Origin of the sequence: Mesorhizobium amorphae (assembly GCF_014843845.1) — a bacterium.
GTDB lineage: Bacteria > Pseudomonadota > Alphaproteobacteria > Rhizobiales > Rhizobiaceae > Mesorhizobium > Mesorhizobium amorphae_A.
In genome coordinates this window covers 109,190-126,508 of the sequence record NZ_JHQS01000051.1, presented here as the reverse complement: position 1 = coordinate 126,508, position 17,319 = coordinate 109,190, and the positions used below count along the sequence as shown (strand labels likewise).

General features: G+C 63.5%; 8 protein-coding genes. 1 reads left to right on the top strand and 7 read right to left on the bottom strand.

The genetic code is table 11. The features are described 5' to 3' along the window. Positions 1 to 32 precede the first annotated feature (32 nt). Positions 33 to 1,571, bottom strand: coding sequence for a trimethylamine methyltransferase family protein (locus tag DH08_RS18985; RefSeq protein WP_192180785.1), 1,539 nt, complete (start codon positions 1,569 to 1,571; stop codon positions 33 to 35). A 216-nt stretch (positions 1,572 to 1,787) separates the two neighbouring features. On the opposite strand from DH08_RS18985, the gene DH08_RS18980 reads away from it, so the two are divergent. Then, positions 1,788 to 2,378, top strand: coding sequence for a transglycosylase SLT domain-containing protein (locus DH08_RS18980; RefSeq protein ID WP_192180784.1), 591 nt, complete (start codon positions 1,788 to 1,790; stop codon positions 2,376 to 2,378). Positions 2,379 to 2,397: 19 nt separating this feature from the next. On the opposite strand, the gene DH08_RS18975 is transcribed toward DH08_RS18980, so the two are convergent. The 6 genes from DH08_RS18975 to DH08_RS18950 form a co-directional block, all read right to left on the bottom strand. Then, a complete protein-coding gene (locus DH08_RS18975; protein ID WP_192180783.1) occupies positions 2,398 to 4,734 on the bottom strand; it encodes a dipeptide ABC transporter ATP-binding protein in 2,337 nt (778 codons plus the stop codon). A gap of 52 nt (positions 4,735 to 4,786) precedes the next feature. After that, the gene (locus DH08_RS18970; protein WP_006202828.1) at positions 4,787 to 5,944 is read right to left on the bottom strand and encodes an ABC transporter permease; all 1,158 of its coding nucleotides are present in this window, start codon (positions 5,942 to 5,944) and stop codon (positions 4,787 to 4,789) included. Positions 5,945 to 5,956: 12 nt separating this feature from the next. Continuing rightward, positions 5,957 to 6,991: an ABC transporter permease gene (locus DH08_RS18965; protein WP_192180782.1), complete on the bottom strand. Its 1,035-nt coding sequence runs from the start codon at positions 6,989 to 6,991 to the stop codon at positions 5,957 to 5,959. 227 nt (positions 6,992 to 7,218) lie between these two features. Then, the gene (locus DH08_RS18960) at positions 7,219 to 8,871 is read right to left on the bottom strand and encodes an ABC transporter substrate-binding protein (RefSeq protein ID WP_192180781.1); all 1,653 of its coding nucleotides are present in this window, start codon (positions 8,869 to 8,871) and stop codon (positions 7,219 to 7,221) included. Positions 8,872 to 9,157: 286 nt separating this feature from the next. Next, positions 9,158 to 15,208: a translocation/assembly module TamB domain-containing protein gene (locus tag DH08_RS18955; RefSeq protein WP_192180780.1), complete on the bottom strand. Its 6,051-nt coding sequence runs from the start codon at positions 15,206 to 15,208 to the stop codon at positions 9,158 to 9,160. A 3-nt stretch (positions 15,209 to 15,211) separates the two neighbouring features. Continuing rightward, entirely contained in the window at positions 15,212 to 17,140 is a 1,929-nt protein-coding gene (locus DH08_RS18950) for an autotransporter assembly complex protein TamA (protein WP_192180779.1), read from the bottom strand. Positions 17,141 to 17,319: the final 179 nt, after the last annotated feature.

Here is a 17,319-nt window from a genome sequence, read left to right as displayed (position 1 = left end):
AATGAAGTGAATCAGGATGAAAAGATCGGACATCACGGTTCGCCCTGCCCGATCGCTTCCTTGCGCTTGGCCACATAGGTTTCCAGCGCCTCGCGCACCGCGACATCCATGACCGGCTCGACGTAATCTTCCAGCGCCTTCTTCCATAGCCGCGTCGCTCGCGCCGTGGCGTCGAGCCCGCCGGCCTCCTGCCAGGCCTCGTAATTCTGCCAGTTGGACAGCATCGGCTGGTAGAAAGCAGTGGCGTAGCGCTCCAGCGTGTGCGGCTCGCCGAAGAAATGGCCGCCGGTCGGCACCGCCCCCAGCGCCTCGACTGCCAATTCGGCCTCATCGACCACGATCGGGCGCAAAAACTCCATCATGTGCTGGATCATCTCGACATCGATGATGAGCTTCTCGAACGATGCCGTCAGCCCGCCCTCCTGCCAGCCGGCGGCGTGGTAGACGAGGTTGCCGTGGCCGAGCACCGCGCCCCACAATGCCATCAGCGTCTCATAGGCGCCTTGCGCGTCGGCGGCATTGGAGGCCGAGCCCGGCGTGGTGCGGTAGGGCAGGTTGTAGCGCCTGGCCAGTTGCCCTGAGGCGATGTTGGCTTTGGTGTTCTCCGGCGTGCCGAAAGCCGGGGCGCCCGACTTCATGTCGACATTGGAGGTGAAGGCGCCATACATCACCGGGGCGCCGGGTTGCACAAGCTGCGTCAGCGCCACGCCGAAAAGCGCCTCGGCATTCTGCTGCGCCAATGCGCCGGCCAGCGTCACCGGGCTCATCGCCCCCATCAGCGTGAACGGCGTCACCGCCACCGACTGGCCGAACTCGGCCATGGTCATCAGCCCCTCGGCCATCATCTCGTCGAAGCGGCGCGGGGAGTTGACCGAGATGATGGTGGTGATGCCCGGATCGTCGCGCATCTGGTCCGGCGTCAGCCCCCGCGCGATCGCCATCATTTCGATGCCGTCCAGCGCCCTGCCCCGGCCGATCGCCGAGACATGGAAGCTCTTGTCGGTCAGCGTCAGATTGGTGAAGTAGGTGTCGAGGTGGCGGGAATTGGCCGGCAGCTCCACCGGCGCGCAGACCTGGTTGCCGAGCATGTGGATGCAGTTGAAATGCTGCGCCAGCCGGGTGAGATCAGAATAGTCGCGCAGATTGCCGGCGCGGCGGCCGCGCTCCATGTCGTGCACATTGGGCGGTCCGGCGACCAGCGTGAAATTGATCGTGTTGCCGCCGAGATGGATGGCCTGGGCCGGATTGCGCGGCGTCAGCGTATAGGTAGAACGCGTCGTCTTCAGCGCTTCGTCGACCATGCCGCGATCGATGCGGACATTCGCCGTCGCGTGATCGACCTTGGCCCCAGCCTTCTCGAACAGCGACAGCGCCCGCGGGCTCATCACCTCGATACCGAAATTTTCCAGGATGTGCATCGAGGCTTCATGGATCGCCTCGATCTGGTCGACCGAGAGCATGGCCATCGGCGGATAGGGATTGGTCACCCGCCTCAGCGGCAGTTGCGGGATGGCGGCCGGGCCCCTGTTGCTGGTTCGCTCGGCGCCGCGTTTGCGTCTTGGTTCGGTCATGAGCCCATCAAAGCGCCGGCGTGGCGATAGCGATGTCAGAAATCCGCCGTTTGCAGGCGAGATTTTAGCCAAGGCGGCATTTTCGAAATTGCTTGGAGATAAAAGCGACAGAGCAGGTCGAAATATCGATACCGATCCAGATGGGCGCACGGAAGCTGCGGGCCGTTAAGAAACGCTGCAAGAATCCCTTTATGTTTTCCGCCTATTCGTCTGCCAATGCGTAGATCGAGTTTTAGTAAAATCGTAGCCGTCACCGTGCTGCTGGCACTTTCCGCCTGCGCGACGCCGCCGAACCATATCAACGATGTCTGCGCCGTCTTCGACCAGAATGACGGCTGGTTCGACAACTGGCAGGCGGCGGCCGAGCGCGCCGAGCAGAAATACGGCATACCGGTTCCCGTGCTGATGGCGACGGTGCGCAAGGAATCCGGCTTCAAGAGCAATGCCAGGCCACCGCGCACCAAGCTGCTTGGCTTCATCCCGTGGAAGCACGTCTCCTCGGCTACGGGTTTCTCGCAGGCGCTAGACGGCACCTGGGCGCAATATCAGAGCGAGACCGGCAGCTGGGCGGCGCGGCGGACAAAATTTGCCGACGCCGTCGATTTCGTCGGCTGGTATCATTCCAAGACATCGGACACGCTCGGCGTCGCTCGCAACGACACCTACAATCTCTATCTGGCCTACTATCTCGGCTGGACCGCCTATGGCCGCGGCAACCGTGGCGATGCCGACGTTCAGGGCTATGCGCGGGCAACCGAAAAGATGGCCCGCGACTATGCCGTTCAGTTGCAACAATGCGGAAATTAACGCATCGCCTTCCGCGGGGTTAGCGCGGCTTCTTGGGACGGGTAGGCTTTGCAGCGCCTCCGGTTTCTGAAACCTCGTCGCGAATCTCGTGGCGACGGGCTCGCTCAATAGCCTCAGTCTTCTCCACAGCCTCCCCGATCTCGTCGGCTTTTGCACTGGCCGTCTTGCCGCGCGGACGCTTGGGCGCCGGTCCGGCAAATCCCGGGCCACTGCCGTGCGGCGCGTCTTCCGGCACGCCCTCATGCGCGGCGTGTTCCTTGTCGAACTTGATCACCGGCTCCATCTTGGCCAGCACGTCGTCGGCAAGCCAGCACAGGCTCATATGGCCGTCACCGAGATTCTTCACCGGCGGCACCTTGGTCTCGCAGAGATTGTCCGGCACCAGCTTCTTGTAGCCGCAGCGCGTCTGGAACGGGCACCCGCTCGGCGGGTTCATTGCCGACGGGATGTCGCCCTCGAGCACGATGTGCTTCTTGACCACGCTGGTGTCGGCAATCGGGATCGCCGACAGCAGCGCCTCGGTATAGGGGTGATAGGGGGGCGCGAAGATCTGGTCGGTCGTGCCCTGCTCAACGATATAGCCGAGATACATGACGACGACGCGGTCGGCGATGTAGCGCACGACAGACAGGTCGTGGCTGATGAACAGCATCGTCGTCTTGTTCTTGCGCTGGATGTCCATCAAGAGCTCGGTCACCGCCGCCTGCACCGAGACGTCGAGCGCCGAGACCGGCTCGTCGGCCACCACCACCTTGGCGTCGCCGGCAAAGGCACGTGCCACGCCGATGCGCTGCTTCTGCCCGCCTGACAGCTGGCGCGGCTTGCGGGTCTCGAACGCTCGCGGCAGCTTCACCAGGTCGAGCAGTTCCAGCATCCGCTTGCGACGCTCGGCGACATTGTTGCCGACATTGAATTTTTCCAGCGTACGGATGATCTGCGAGCCGACCGTGTGGCTGGGATTGAGCGTATCGAACGGATTCTGGAACACCATCTGGATCGACGACACGGTCTCGACGCTGCGCTTCTCGATGCCCGTCGACTGGATTTCCTTGTTGCCGAGCGTCACACTGCCGGAACTCGCAGTTTCCAGGCCGAGCAGCACCTTGGCCAGCGTCGACTTTCCGCAGCCGGATTCACCGACGATCGCAACCGTCTCGGATTCGCGCGCCATGAAGGAGATCGTTTCGTTGGCCTTGACGACGCGGCCTTCGCTCGAACCGAACACCTCGCTGCCGCCGACCTTGTAGTATTTCCTCAGATCCTCGATCTTGAGCACCGGCGCGCCGGGCACGACGCGCTCGTTGACCTTCTTAGCGCCCGGAGGCAGCGCTTCCCAGTCGATCTCGTTGAAGCGCACGCAGCGCGAAAAATGCCCTTCGTGACCCTCGACCTCGATCATCGGGATCTCGGCGGCGTTGCAGACGCCTTCGACGAAATGGTGGCAGCGCGGGCCGAAATTGCAGCCCTTGGGCCGCTCGTGCGGCAGCGGCAATTGCCCGGGGATCGAGATCAGCGGACGCGAATTCTTGTCGGCGCCGGGCAGCGGGATCGAGCGGAACAACCCCTGCGTATAGGGATGGCGCATCCGGTCGAACACGTCCTTGATCTTGCCGGTCTCGACCGCCTCGCCCGAATACATCACCGTGATTCGGTCGCAAGTCTCGAGGATCAGGCCGAGATTGTGCGACACGAAGATCATCGACGTGCCGAACTTCTCGCCGAGCCCCTTGACCAGGTCGACGATGCCGGCCTCCACCGTCACGTCGAGCGCCGTCGTCGGCTCGTCGAGCAGAAGCAGCGCTGGCTTCGACAGCAGCGCCATGGCGATGACGATGCGTTGCTGCTGGCCGCCGGAAAGCTGGTGCGGATAGGACCGCATCATGCGCTCGGGATCGGGCAGCCTGACCGACCGCACCATGTCGAGCGCTCGGCTGTAAGCCTCTTCCTTCGACACCTTGTCGTGTATCAGCGGCACTTCCATCAATTGCTGACCGACCTTCATTGCCGGATTGAGGCTCGCCATCGGCTCCTGGTAGATCATCGCGATCTTGTTGCCGCGGATGGCGCGCAGTTCCTCGTCGGACAGTTCGCCCATGTCCTTGCCCTGGAACTTGATCTTGCCGCCGACGATCTTTCCGATGTTGGAGAGGTCGCGCATGATGCCGAGCGACACGGTCGACTTGCCGCAACCGGATTCGCCGACGATGCCCATGGCTTCGCCGGGCATGACCGTGCAGGAGAAATCCATGACGGCCGGTATCTCGCCCTTGCGGGTGAAGAAGGAGATCGACAGGTTCTCGATCTCGATGATCGGCCCATCGGTCGGCTTGCCGGGATTTCGAACTGCCTCGTTCATGGGTCGCTCCAATCCTTGTTCTTCCAGTCAGGCCGGGCCGAAGACCCGTCCGTCAGTCTTTCATCGACTGTTCGCGCAGCGAGTCGGCCAACAGGTTGAGCCCCAGCACGAACGACATCAGCGCGATCGTCGGCGGCAAAGCCGGGTGGATGAAGGACCGCAGCAGGCGGCTGGCGTCCTTGATCGCGGTGCCCCAGTCCGGGCTTTCCGGCGCCAGTCCGAGGCCGAAGTAACCCAGCGTGCCAAGCAGGATCGTGGTGTAGCCGATGCGCAGGCAGGCATCGACGATCAGCGGCCCGCGTGCATTGGGCAGGATCTCCCACAGCATGATGTACCAGGGTGATTCACCGCGCGTCTGCGCCGCCGCCACATAGTCGCGCGTCTTGATGTCCATGGTCAGGCCGCGCACGATGCGGAACACGCCGGGGCTGGAGGCGAACACCACAGCCACGAAGATGTTGAGCTGGTTGGGATCTATGTGGACGATCTTGAGCGGATCGGCATCGAAGACTAGGCCGGCATAGACCCAGCCACCGATGACGAGCGTCAATCCGAGCAGGATGTAGAGGCGATCTGGCCGGTTCTTGTAACGCGTCCAGAACAGCACGCTGAAGAAGATGATCGGGAACAGGAAGAACAGCCCGGCCATGGCATAGGGGATCGGTGTGTCCATGATGCCCGGCGTCACCAGCAGGTAGAACAGCAGGATGACCGGGAAGGCCAGCACCAGATTGGCGAGGAACGACAGCACAGTGTCGATCTTGCCGCCATAGTAGCCGGCCGGCAGGCCGAGCGTGATGCCGACCATCAGCGCAAAGCCGGTCGCCGCCGGCGCGATGATCAGTACGATCTGGCTGCCAAAGACCATGCGGGAAAACACGTCGCGGGCCAACTTGTCGCCGCCGAAATAGTAGACGAGCTTCGATACCGGCTCGATCCCGCCCGGCAACGCGTCCTTCATGATCGGCACCTGGGCGAGCGGGTCGAAGGGCGCGACGGTCGAGGCGAAGATCGCCGTGAACAGCCAGAACAGGCAGATGCCGACGCCGACAACCCCGACGCCGGTGTCGAACAGCTGACCGTAGAGGCCGAGCTTCTTTTTGTAGGCGAAGCTCGCCCCCATGACGATGGCAAGAGCGATCCAGACCGGCCAGAACCGCCCGATCACACCGAGGATGACATTGAAGGCGCTGATATATTCGACCTGCATCCGCCCGATCCCCTACTGCACTCTGATACGCGGATTGAGAAACGCGTAGCCGACATCTGAAATGAGCTGCGTGATCAGCACGATGAATACCGAGACCAGCGAACAGCCGAGCAAAAGGTCGATATCATTGTTGCCGGCGGCCTCGACCAGCGTGTAGCCGAAGCCCTGGTAGCGGAACATCACCTCGACGATGACGACGCCGGTGAGCAGCCAGGGAAACTGCAGCATGATGACGGTGAACGGCGCAATCAGCGCGTTGCGCAACGCGTGCTTGACCACGACGCTGCCGAAGGAGAGGCCCTTCAGCCTGGCGGTGCGGATATATTGCTGCGTCATCACCTCGACCATCGAGGCGCGCGTCATGCGCGCGATATAGCCGATGCCGTAGATCGCCAGCGTCATCACCGGCAGCGTGAAATTGTAGAAGGTGATGCCCTGGCTGGCCGAGGCTGCCGAACCGTTCAGCCAGCCGAGCCAGGAGGCGAAGATGACGGTGAAGATGACGCCCGACACATATTCGGGCGTCGCCGTCGAGGCAATCGAAGCCACCGATAGCGTCCGGTCCGTTCGCGAACCCTCACGCATTCCGGCAAGGATGCCGATCAGCAGCGAGATCGGTATCATGACCAGCAGGACGCAGAGCATCAGGATGCCGGTGGCACTGAGCGCCGGGAACAGCTTCGACGCCACGGTTGTCTTGAACTTGGTCGAACAGCCGAAATCGCCCTGCAGGATACCGGAGTAAGTCGGCACAAGCGGATCGTTGCAGAAGGAGAACCGCTGGGCCGGCTTGCCCGTCGCGGCATCGGTCACCGGCTGCTTGGGCATCACGCCGAGCCACTGACCATAGCGGACGAAGAAATTCTGACGATAGCCGTGTCCCGCCAGCCAGCTTTCGAGCTGCTCGGCCGATGTATGCATTTCAGTTTGGCTGATCGCCAGCTTCTTCAAATTCGGATCGAGGTTGATCAGGAAGAAGACGATGATCGTCAGGCACAGCATCGTCAATGCCATGGTGCCCAGGCGCCTGAGAACGAAAGATAGCATGGCGGTCCCCTGCCGGTCTGGTTGGGGTTGTAGCCAGCTTCGAAAACCAGCCCTACCGTTGCCGGCAGAGTTGGCTGTCAAACCGGCCCTCGGATGCGATCAACCCTGTTTTATTGCACGATCTTTCCCGAAGAGTCCGCAACTTTTTTGCTGCGCCGGCTTCCGGTACTGGAACCATGCAAGGAGTGATGGGGAAGGGGCGAACGCCCCCTCCCCGATCGGTCCGATCATGCCTGCTCGAGCCAGACCTTGCCGTAGTCGCGTTCGAAGGTCGGGTGCATCTTGTAGTTCTGTACCGCCTTGACCGAGTGGCTGTAGAGCTTGCGCCAGAAGGGCTGGATGATGATGCCGGCATCCTGCAGGATCTGCTGGATATCCTTCATCATCTCCTTGCGCTTTGCGGCGTCTGCAACGGCCATCGCAGCGTTGAGCTTGGCGTCCCAGTCGGGATTCGACCAGGCTGTCTCGTTCCAGGATTCGCCGGTGCGGTAGCCCAGGGACAGAACCTGGACCCCCAGCGGCCGCATGTTCCAGGTGGTCATGGACAGCGGATATTTGGTCCAGTCGTTCCAGAACGTCGAGCCCGGCAGCACGGTACGCTTGACCTTGATGCCGGCCTCGCGCAATTGCGCGGCGATCGAATCGCCGGTATTCTTCTGCCAGTCCTCGTCGACCGTGATCAACTCGTGCTCGAAGTCGGCTTGGCCGGCTTCCGCCATCAGCGCTTTCGCCTTGGCGGGATCACGGGCGATTTTCGGCAGCTCGTAATACTCCGGATGAATCGGGCAGACATGGTGGTTCTCGGCGACAGTGCCGGCATTGCCGTAGCCGAGTTGAAGGACGACAGCATTGTCGACGCCGAGCTGCAGCGCCTGACGCACCTTCTGGTCGTCGTAAGGCTTGTTGGTGACGTTGGTGCGGCAGACGACGGTCCCGGCGGTGACCACTTCGGACTTCACCAGATCCAGACCGTCGAGGATTGACACGTAGTCGGCCGTGGTTTCGTAGTTGGCGTGCACTTCGCCCGCTTCGAAGGCGCTGACCATCGCCGCCGGATCGGTGCCGTAGTCGATGAACTCGACGCCGTCGAGAAAGACTTCGCCGTCCCACCACTTGTTGTCTTCGCGGCGCTTGTAGACCACCTTCTGGCCGACATCGTAGGAAACGAGTTCGAAAGGACCGGTACCGATCGGACAGGCTTTGAAGTCGCCGCCTTTTTCATCGAAGGTCTTGTGGACGATCAGGGCCGGATAGTCGCAGACATTGGGAATGATCGAAATGTCCGGCGAGGCAAGCTTCAGCTTGATGGTGTGATCGTCGACCTTGGTGACGGCGCTTTCATCGAGCTTGTCGTCCTTGACCAGCGTGCCGAGGCGGCCGGGCATGGAATTGCCTTCGGCTTTCTTGTCGGCCCAGCGCTTGAGGTTGAAGATGACGTCATCGGCGTTGAATGCATCGCCGTTCGACCAGGTCACGCCCTTGCGCACATGCAACGTGTATTCGGTGGCGTCGTCGTTGATCTCCCAGCTTTCGATCAGATAGGGGCGGAACGTGTATTCGGTCGTGTACTTGACCAGCGGCTCGAGCGCCTGGCGCTCGGCATTGGCGATTTCGGACCAGTCGGCCTTGCGTGGATCCTTGGGGTCCTTGATCCACTGCGCGACCTTCAGGATGCCGCCCTTCTTGCCCTGTACTTCTTCCGCCTTGGCCGGCGTCGGATCGGCGAGACCGAGCATGCCGTAGGCCATCGCCGTGGACGCGCCGAAGACGCTGGCCAGGGCGAGAAATTCGCGGCGATCCATCTTGCCTGCCTTGGCTTCTTCGGCCATTGCCAGGATATGATCCGGAACGCGGTCACCGTTGCTTTTGTAGATTGCCATGACTGACTCCCATTGTTGGCTTTCTGCCTTTTAACATTCCGCATCCGCGCCGTGATGTCAAAGACCGACACGGACTGGGAACATGTTAGCGAATGTGCAACTTTGGAAGGAGGGCAGTTCGCGTGATAGCGACAGTCTTGACGCAAAATTGCTACTGCCCGGAAGATTCCGTTCGAATCCCGGCGCGCGATTAAGATGAGACATTCAGGCGGGATAGGACAGCGCCAGCCGATCCTTGAGTTTGCGCCAGAACGAGACCTCCCGACGCCCGCGATCGTCGCCGATTTCAGTATTCGCGCTCGTAGAAGATGCCGCCCTTGGCTTCCCCCGCATCGTTGGCTTCGCCGCGCAATTTGACACCGCGCCCGACATTGAGATCGATGGTCGCCTTGCCCGAACCCGGCTTGTCGCCTTTCTGGATCGTCACATAGGTGCGGTCGTTGAGGTATTTGCCGGCCGAAACGGCCGTGCCGCCCTTCTCGTCCGTCGTGACGTCGAGATCGTCGACGCCGATCGCGCTGCGCAGGTTTTCGAGCAGCGATGTCGACCCGCCGACGCCAGCCAGTTGCCCGGCGGCCTCGGCGAGCTGGGCGATCTGCAGCGGCGACAGGTTCGACATCGAGCGGCCGAAGATGAGCTGCGCCAGCACCTCGTCCTCGGGCAGCGCCGGCACCGACGAGAAGGTGAATTTCGGATTGGTGGCCTCGCCCGAGACAACGATGGTGACGGTGGCGCTGCCTGTCGTCGAGGTAGCCGTCAGATTGAGATAAGGCACAAGCGAGCCGGAGAACCCGACCGTGCCTTCGGTGAAGGTCAGCCGCTTGGCGAGGATCGACAGCCGCCCGCGCTGCAGGGTGAAGGTGCCGACCGCATGCGGCGACGATGCGGGGCCGGTCAGCTTCAGCGAACCGCCGAGCTCGGCATCGACGCCCCTGCCCTGGATGAAGATCTGGTTCGGCGCGTTGATCGTGACGTCGAGGGCAAGCCCGCTGCCGCCACCACCGCCACTTGTGGTTGGCGGGCGCAGCGCCTTGTCCTGCGCCCGCACGGCGCCCGGCGCGTTCTTGTGCTTGACGTCGAGTGCCGACAGCGATCCCGGCAACTTCTCGGGGACAGTGATGACGGTCTTGGCCAGGTTGATGGTTCCAGAAATCACCGGCGCCGAGACGAGCGGCCCCTTGATGGTCAGGTCGCCGCCGAGATTGGCGGTGACCACCCGACCGTCGGTGTAGCGGCCGTCGGTGAGCTTGACCGACAGGTCGGCCGGGAACCCCTGCGCCGGGTTGATGCCGACCGTGCCGCTGGCCGACAGGCTGCCGCGCGTCGACAGCGTGCCGGTCAGGCGGTTGATCCTGGCGACGCCGGCGCCGATCGAGACGTCGGCGGCGATGTCGTTGACGGCAAGGCCGGAGCGCGCATCGACCAGACGGGCGCCGGACGTGCTGACCGTACCGCCGATGACCGGCGACGTCGCCGGGCCGCGCACTTGCACATTGACGTTGGCGGTGCCGTTCAACGACAGGCCCTGCGCGGCAAGCTTGGCGGCAAGGAAGGAAAACGGCACCTTGCCGGAAAAGTCGAGCACCAGGGCCGGCGCGCCCGCAATGGTCACCGTGCCGCCGCCCTTGAGGCCGAGACCCGCCCCATCGCTGATGTTGGCGTCAAAGGCGAGCTTTTTGCCGGCGAACGTTCCTGACGAGGAGATGTTCATGCCGCCAAGGCCGGCGCCACGGGTCTGCGCGGTTTGCACCCCGGCGGCATCGATTTTGAACGCGATGCTTGGATTGGCGGGCGCACCCGTCACCTTGACCGTGCCCGAAATGGAACCGGCGGCATCGAGACCGCGCGAAAAACTGTTGGCGAGCGAGATTGGCACCTTGGCCAGTGCGGCATTGATGTCGAGCGCCTGCCCGGCCTTGCCGGTCACCGTCGCCGTGCCGCCGCCGAGGTTGAGCACCAGCCTGTCCAGTGTCGTCGTTCCATTGGCGATGCTCACGGTCGAGGCTTGCGCGATCGCCGCCTTTATCCCCTGCACCGTCGCCTGGCCGGAGGTGAGCTCGATGGTCGTCGTGCCGTTGGCCACCTTGACCCGGCCGCCGGCCCTGGCCGGAATGTCCTTGACGGTGGCGCCGCCGGAAAAGCCGGTCCAGTCGCCGTCGCGCTTCAAGTCGACATCGATGCCGCGGATGACGGTGCCGCCCGAGGTGACGCTGTCGGCGCGGACCTTGCCGGAGATCACCGGCGCGGCAAGATAGTTGGCGATCAGCGCGTCGATGGAAACGGTTTTCGCCACCAGGTCGCCACGCGAAAGCGAACCGGTTGTCGCCTTGATGGCAACTTGCGGCGCGTTGCCGCTCTTCGAGAAGGCGATCGTGCCGCGCACATCGCCTTCGGCCTTTTCCAGCGCCAGCGCGGCAAGCGGCCCGATATCGGGCAGGTCGAGGGCGACCGTGCCTTCGGGCACCAAGGCCTCGTCGAGCGCGAGGTCGCCGGAGATCCGATTCTTGCCCAACGACAGCAGCAGCCCGTTGATTGCACTCCTACCGTCCGTCGTCGCCAGCACCGCGCTGCCCTGCAGTGCCTGCCCAGCGACATTGCCGGTCAGCTGCACATTGGCCGACGGATTGGCGGCATCCGCCTTGCCGGTGGCGGTCAATTTCAGGCCGGTGATTTCGCGGTCCGCGACCGAAAGCCGGTCGCTCTCGACCGTCAGCGACAGGTCCGGCGCCAGGCTGGCGCCTTGTGCATTCAGCGCGAAAGCGATGGCACCCTTGGCGTCTTTCGACAGCAGCGAAATATCAGCCAACGCGCCCTTGATGTCGGCGCTGAGCTTGTTGTCGGCGAGGCTTGCCTGCCCATTGGCTGTCATCGCACCCGACGCCAGCGTGACCGGGCTCGCGCTGACATTGCCATGCGCATCGCGCTTCAGCGTCGCGCTGAGTTGCGTCCGCTCCGCCAGCACGCCATGCGCCGCCGCCGGCAACGCCGCCGAAAGGGCGTCCACCTTGAGGTTGAGGTCGATGGCGCCGTCGGCCAGCGAAACCCGACCGTTGAAAGCGCTGTCGAGTGCTGCGCCCTGCACCGAGCCGCTGTCGATGGTGATGGCATCCGCGGCAAGGCTGCCGGCGACTTTTGCGATGATCTTGCCCGCGATCAGCGGCGCGATGGTCGGGTTGTCCAGGCCGATCTTGTCCGCCGTCACCGTACCCGAGATCGGTCCCGTACGGCTCTTGACGTCGAAGGCGTCGGAATGCAGCGCCAGCGTGATGCCTTCGACCTTGGCGTGGTTGGTAGCGACCGAGGGCAGCGCCGCGGAAATATCCAGCTTCGCCTTCATGCCTTGCCCCGCCGCCTTCACCGACAAGGCCTGCAGCTCGAGCTTGATCGGGCTTTCGGCGCTGCCGAGCGACAGCGGCAGGCTGGGACCGGTCGATGTCAGGTCGAGCGCGAAATCGCTGGCGCCGTTCGGGTTGATCGTGCCGGCAGCCTTGCCGGAGATGCTTTGGCCGGAGAGCGTCGCCTGCTCGAGAACGACGCCACCGGCTGTCGAAAAACTGCCGGCGGCATTGAGATCGAGCGGCCCGAGCCCCGCCTGGCGGGTCTGGCTGGTTTCGGCGCCAGCCAGCTTTGCATTGAAGCGAATGTCCGGATTCGCCGGCGATCCCGTCACCTGCGCCGTCCCGTCGAGTGTCCCCACGGCGTCCAGGGCCGGCGAGAAATCATTGGCAAGCGCGGCCGGCAGCGCGGAGAAAATTGCCGCCAGGTTGAGCGTCTGACCTGCAGTACCGGAGAGCGTCACGGCGCCACCGCCGACATCGACCACCAGTCGCTCGATGCTGGTCACGCCATTGGCGATAGAGAGGGTTGATGGGCTGGCGATGGCGGCCTTGATGCCGCGAACGGTCGCCTCGCCCGAAGCGATCTCGATGCTGGTCGTGCCGCCGGCGATCTTCGCCCGGCCGGCGGCGGTGGCCGGAATGCCGGCGATCGTGGCGCCGCCGGTGAAATTGGTCCAGTCGCCGTCGCGCTTCAGGTCGACGCCAATGCCGCTGATGACTGTCGTTCCCGATGTCACACTGTCGGCCTTGATCGTACCGGAGATCGCCGGGCTCTTGAGATAGTTGGCGATCAGCGCATTGACGGTGATTGCCTTCGCCGCCATCTCGCCGCGCGAGATCGATGCACTGGCCGCATTGATGGTGACGGTCGGAGCTTCACCATCCTTGGCGAAGGCAATGGCTCCGCCGATATCACCGGCCACCGCCTGACCGGCAAGCGAAGCCAGCGGCGCGATATCGGGGGCTGCGAGCGTCAGCGTGCCGAGCGGCAGCAACTTGTCGTCGAGCACAAGGTCGCCTGAAACCTTGTTGTCGCCCAGCGACAGGCTAAGCCCCTTAATCGAACGCTTGCCGTCGCTGGTCACCAGTGCCGCCTTGATGTCGAGCGGCTGGCCGTCGACCAAACCGGTCAGCGAGACATCCGCCGCCGGACTGGCGATATCGGCCTTCCCCGATGCCGTCAGCTTGATGTCCTTGACCGTGCGGCCCGACGCCGTCAGGCTGGCGCTGTCGGCCGAAACGGAAAAGTCCGGCGCCCAGCGCGCGCCGCTTGCCGTCAGCGCGAAGTTGACACCGCCGGCGAGAGGCACGCCGGCCAGCTGCGACAGCACCGAAACGTCGCCGAGCGTGCCCTTGATGTCGGCCTGGATATCGCTGCCTTGCGCGCTGGCGGTGCCGCTGGCCTTGAGCGAACCGGAGGTCAATTCGAGTGAATTGGCGGCGAACGAGCCTTGCGGATCGCGGGTCGCGGTCGCCGAGAACGTCACGCGCTCACCGAGCACGGAGCTGATCTGCGGCGGCAGCGCCGATGAAACCGCATCGGCGTTCATCTTCAGCTTCATCGCCAGGTCGGTCAGCGATAGAGTGGCCGTCAGCGAGGCGTTGAGCGCATCGCTGCGCAGCGTTCCCTGGTCGAGCGAAATCTCGTCCTTGCTGATCTTGCCGGCGAGATCGGCCATGAGCTTGCCGGTCACTAGCGGCGTCAGCGTCGCGACATCGGTCTTCAGACCGCCGGCCGAGAGCTTGATGGTGACCGGGCCGCTGCGGTTCTCGATGTCGAAACCGTCGGAATGGATCTGCGCCGCCAGATCGTTGAGCTGCGTGCCGCCCGCCGCCACCGAAACCAGCGACGCGCCGATATCGACCATCGGCGCCTTGCCGTCGCCAAAGGCGCGGGCGGTCGCGTTTTTCACCGCCACGGTAACCGGCTGCGCCTTGGTGCCGACGTCGAGCACCACGGGCTCGCCTTTGGCGGCGATCTCCACCGAAAGGTCGCTCGCGCCCTTGGGATCGACAGTGCCCGCGGCAGTGCCATGCACGGCGTCGCTCTCGATCGTGGCGCGCTCGATGGCGACGCCGCCGGCCGGCGTCGCGGTGCCGGCAAGGTCAAAGCTGGTCTTGCCGGCAAACAGCGGCTTCAGCTTCTCCGGCAGGAAGCGCCCGAAATCGCCGTCACCCTTGGCCTCGACGTAGTTTCCTTTGTCGCTGAGTTGGTGGCGGCCGGTGAGTTGGGTGACGATCTGGCCGTCGACGACGAAGGTACCGATGCCGCTCCAGTTGGCCAGTGGCCCCGTCCCCGAGACAATGATGTCGACCGGCGGCGCGTCAGGCAGTTTGAGCAGATTGGCGATGATGCCGCCCGCCGGCTCGGATGCCTTGAGATCGAGGTCGAGCTTGTTGTCGGCGGGCGCGAAATGGATCTTGGCGTCGACATTGCCCTGCTTGCCGTCATGGCGGGTGACGTTGACAACCGTTTCGACCGCCAGCGGCGAGGCATCGACCTTGGCCGATCCCTTGGCGGCAAGCTCGGCAATGCCACTCCCGGCCAGTTGCTCGCCAAGCGCAATTTCGGGCATATCGATCTGTTCTATGTCGATCGAAACCGGCAGCGTCGTTGCACCACTCTCCGCCGGCTGGGTGCTCGCAGCCGGCAAGCGGGCGAGTTCGATGCGCTCGGCACCGATGCGCTCGGCGTCAAAACTCTTCGACAGAAGCGCCAGCGGCGACCAGTCGACGGCGACCTTGCGGGCCACCAGCCAAGCACCGTTGCGGTCTTCCAGCACGACATGGTCGAGCCTGAGCGCGCCCGACCAGATGCCGTCTATGCCGCTGACGGTGACCTTGCGGTCATCGCTCGATGCCAGGTTCGAGACGATGCCGGCGAGGTTGTCGCGGCCGCGTTCGGTCTTGGTCAGCACGACCAGCGCGCCGACCGCTGCCGCCACCACGATGAGCAGCGTGTAAAGAACAATGCGGAAGATGCGCAAGAACGTCTTCATGGCTCAGAACGCCTGACCGATGCCGGCATAGATGCCGAAACGCGGGTCGCCCGGGTCGCGGTTGAGCGGGATCGCCGCGTCGACCCGCAGCGGCCCGAATGGCGTTAGATAGCGCACGCCGACGCCGGCGCCCACCTTCATGTCGGAAAAGTCCGGGAAAGATTGCGTCGAGACGGTGCCGGCATCGACGAACGGCACGATGCCGACCGTGTCGGTGACGGCAATGCGCATCTCGACCGAGGTTTCGAAGAAGGAAAGGCCGCCGATCGGCTGCCCGTCGATGTCCTTAGGGCCGATGCCCTGGTAGGCATAGCCGCGCACCGAGCCGCCACCCCCGGAATAGAAGCGGCGATCGGCCGGGACGTGTTCCAGGCTGGTGCCGACGATGGAACCAATGGCAACGCGCTCGGCGAGCACGAACTTCGAGGCAGAGTCGATCGATTGGTAGGCCGACCCTTCGCCCTTCAGTTTGAGGAAGGCAGCGCCGCTCAAAATGTCGTAGCTCGGTTCGGCATAGGCCAGCACCCTGAAACCTTTTGTAGGATTGAGCCTGACGTCGCGATTGTCATAGACATATTGCAGCGGAATGCTGGCAATCAGATAGGTGTGTTTGCCGAAGGCATCGGTGATTTTCGAATAATCGAGCGCGACTTCCGCCGACACCCTCTGCTTCTTGTCGATGTCATAGGAAAGCCCGGTGCTGCCCTTGATCGAGAAATGGTCATAGGCGTCGGGATGCTCGAGCACGGTCTTGACGCTGGCGATGAATTTCGACGCCGGCCCGACCACGCCAGGCTTTTCGAACATGATGCCGGCATTGTAGTTGAGCTCGCCCAGGTCGTTGCTGCCAATGCCGCTGATGGCGCCGTCGATGCGCAGCTTTTCGGCGCGGCCGAACAGATTGCGGTGGCCCCAATAGCCTTCGAGGCCGAGCCCCTCGGTGTTGGAGAAGGTGCCGCCGACGCCGAAATAGCGCGGCTTGCGTTCGCTGACCTGAACGTTGATCGGAATGTTGCCGTCGGCGTCGAGGCCGTCTGCCTCCTTCAGCGTCACGCTGTTGAACACTTCCAGCCCGAGCAGCCGGTCACGCGCATCGTCGATCTCGTCGGGCGAATACTGGCGGCCGCGCTTCAGGCCGGTCATGTATTCTGTGAAATCGCGGTCGACCTTCTCGGTGCCCTCCACCGTGGTGTCGCCATAGCCGGCGACCGGTCCGGCCGCCACGGTCAGCGTGACGTCGAGCGTCGAGGTCGCATGGTCGGCGACGATATGGCTGCCCGTGACCTTGGCCAGCGGCCTGCCTTCCTGCTTCAGCGCCCTGATGATCAGCGCTTCGGCCTTGAGCACGGCGCCGGAACCGGCATCGCCGCCGGCGATCAGGCCGAAATCGGCGCTCGCCAGCCCGGCCGCATCGCCTTCCAGCCTGATGTTGCCAAGCGTGAATTTCGGCCCGGGCGTCACCGTGACCACCACCGGGATCGGCTGCGGCCCGGTGAATTCGGCGTCCGGCGGCAAGTCGTCGAGCGGCTTGCCCTGGATGGTGATGGTGACGATGCCCTCGTAGCGGGCATCCGCATAAAGCGCGGCAACCAGTTGTTCGCGGTCGCTGCGCGCCTTGGCCAGCAGGCCGAGCGAACCGGATACCGGACGTTCTTCGTCGGCTTTCAGCGTCGAGGCGTTTTCGAGTTTCTTGACCAGATCCTTGTCGGCGTCGGTTGCCTCGATGGTCACGGCGTAGCGCAGCGGATCGACGATATCGGCGTCCTCGTCCTTCGACGAGCCCCACAATTTGATGCCGAAAATCTCGAAAGCGGCCACATTCCGGCTTTCCGCGGCGAGCATGGTGGAACACATCAGCACGAAAAGCAGGGCGCGCGGAAGCCCGCGCATCCGCGCGATTCCTCCCGACATATGCCTTTCACGCACCGACATTACAAATCTAACCTAGCTTGCAATACTAAAATTGGAATGAAGTTCTGAAGTGCTCGTAAAGGGGCCACAATCCAATTGTCTGAAATAGACAGGGCTTGGAATTCACACCTTCTGCGTCGCCGCAAGAATGCGTGATCCCCTGTCCTATGGAGGTTCTATCCGATACCGGCTCTCGGCCG

What these genes read in the sequence shown, in the direction of transcription:
- DH08_RS18960 (WP_192180781.1), bottom strand. Translation starts at nt 8,871, where the DNA reads ATGGCAATCTACAAAAGCAACGGTGACCGCGTTCCGGATCATATCCTG.
- DH08_RS18950 (WP_192180779.1), bottom strand. Translation starts at nt 17,140, where the DNA reads ATGTCGGTGCGTGAAAGGCATATGTCGGGAGGAATCGCGCGGATGCGC.
- DH08_RS18970 (WP_006202828.1), bottom strand. Translation starts at nt 5,944, where the DNA reads ATGCAGGTCGAATATATCAGCGCCTTCAATGTCATCCTCGGTGTGATC.
- DH08_RS18965 (WP_192180782.1), bottom strand. Translation starts at nt 6,991, where the DNA reads ATGCTATCTTTCGTTCTCAGGCGCCTGGGCACCATGGCATTGACGATG.
- DH08_RS18985 (WP_192180785.1), bottom strand. Translation starts at nt 1,571, where the DNA reads ATGACCGAACCAAGACGCAAACGCGGCGCCGAGCGAACCAGCAACAGG.
- DH08_RS18955 (WP_192180780.1), bottom strand. Translation starts at nt 15,208, where the DNA reads ATGAAGACGTTCTTGCGCATCTTCCGCATTGTTCTTTACACGCTGCTC.
- DH08_RS18980 (WP_192180784.1), top strand. Translation starts at nt 1,788, where the DNA reads ATGCGTAGATCGAGTTTTAGTAAAATCGTAGCCGTCACCGTGCTGCTG.
- DH08_RS18975 (WP_192180783.1), bottom strand. Translation starts at nt 4,734, where the DNA reads ATGAACGAGGCAGTTCGAAATCCCGGCAAGCCGACCGATGGGCCGATC.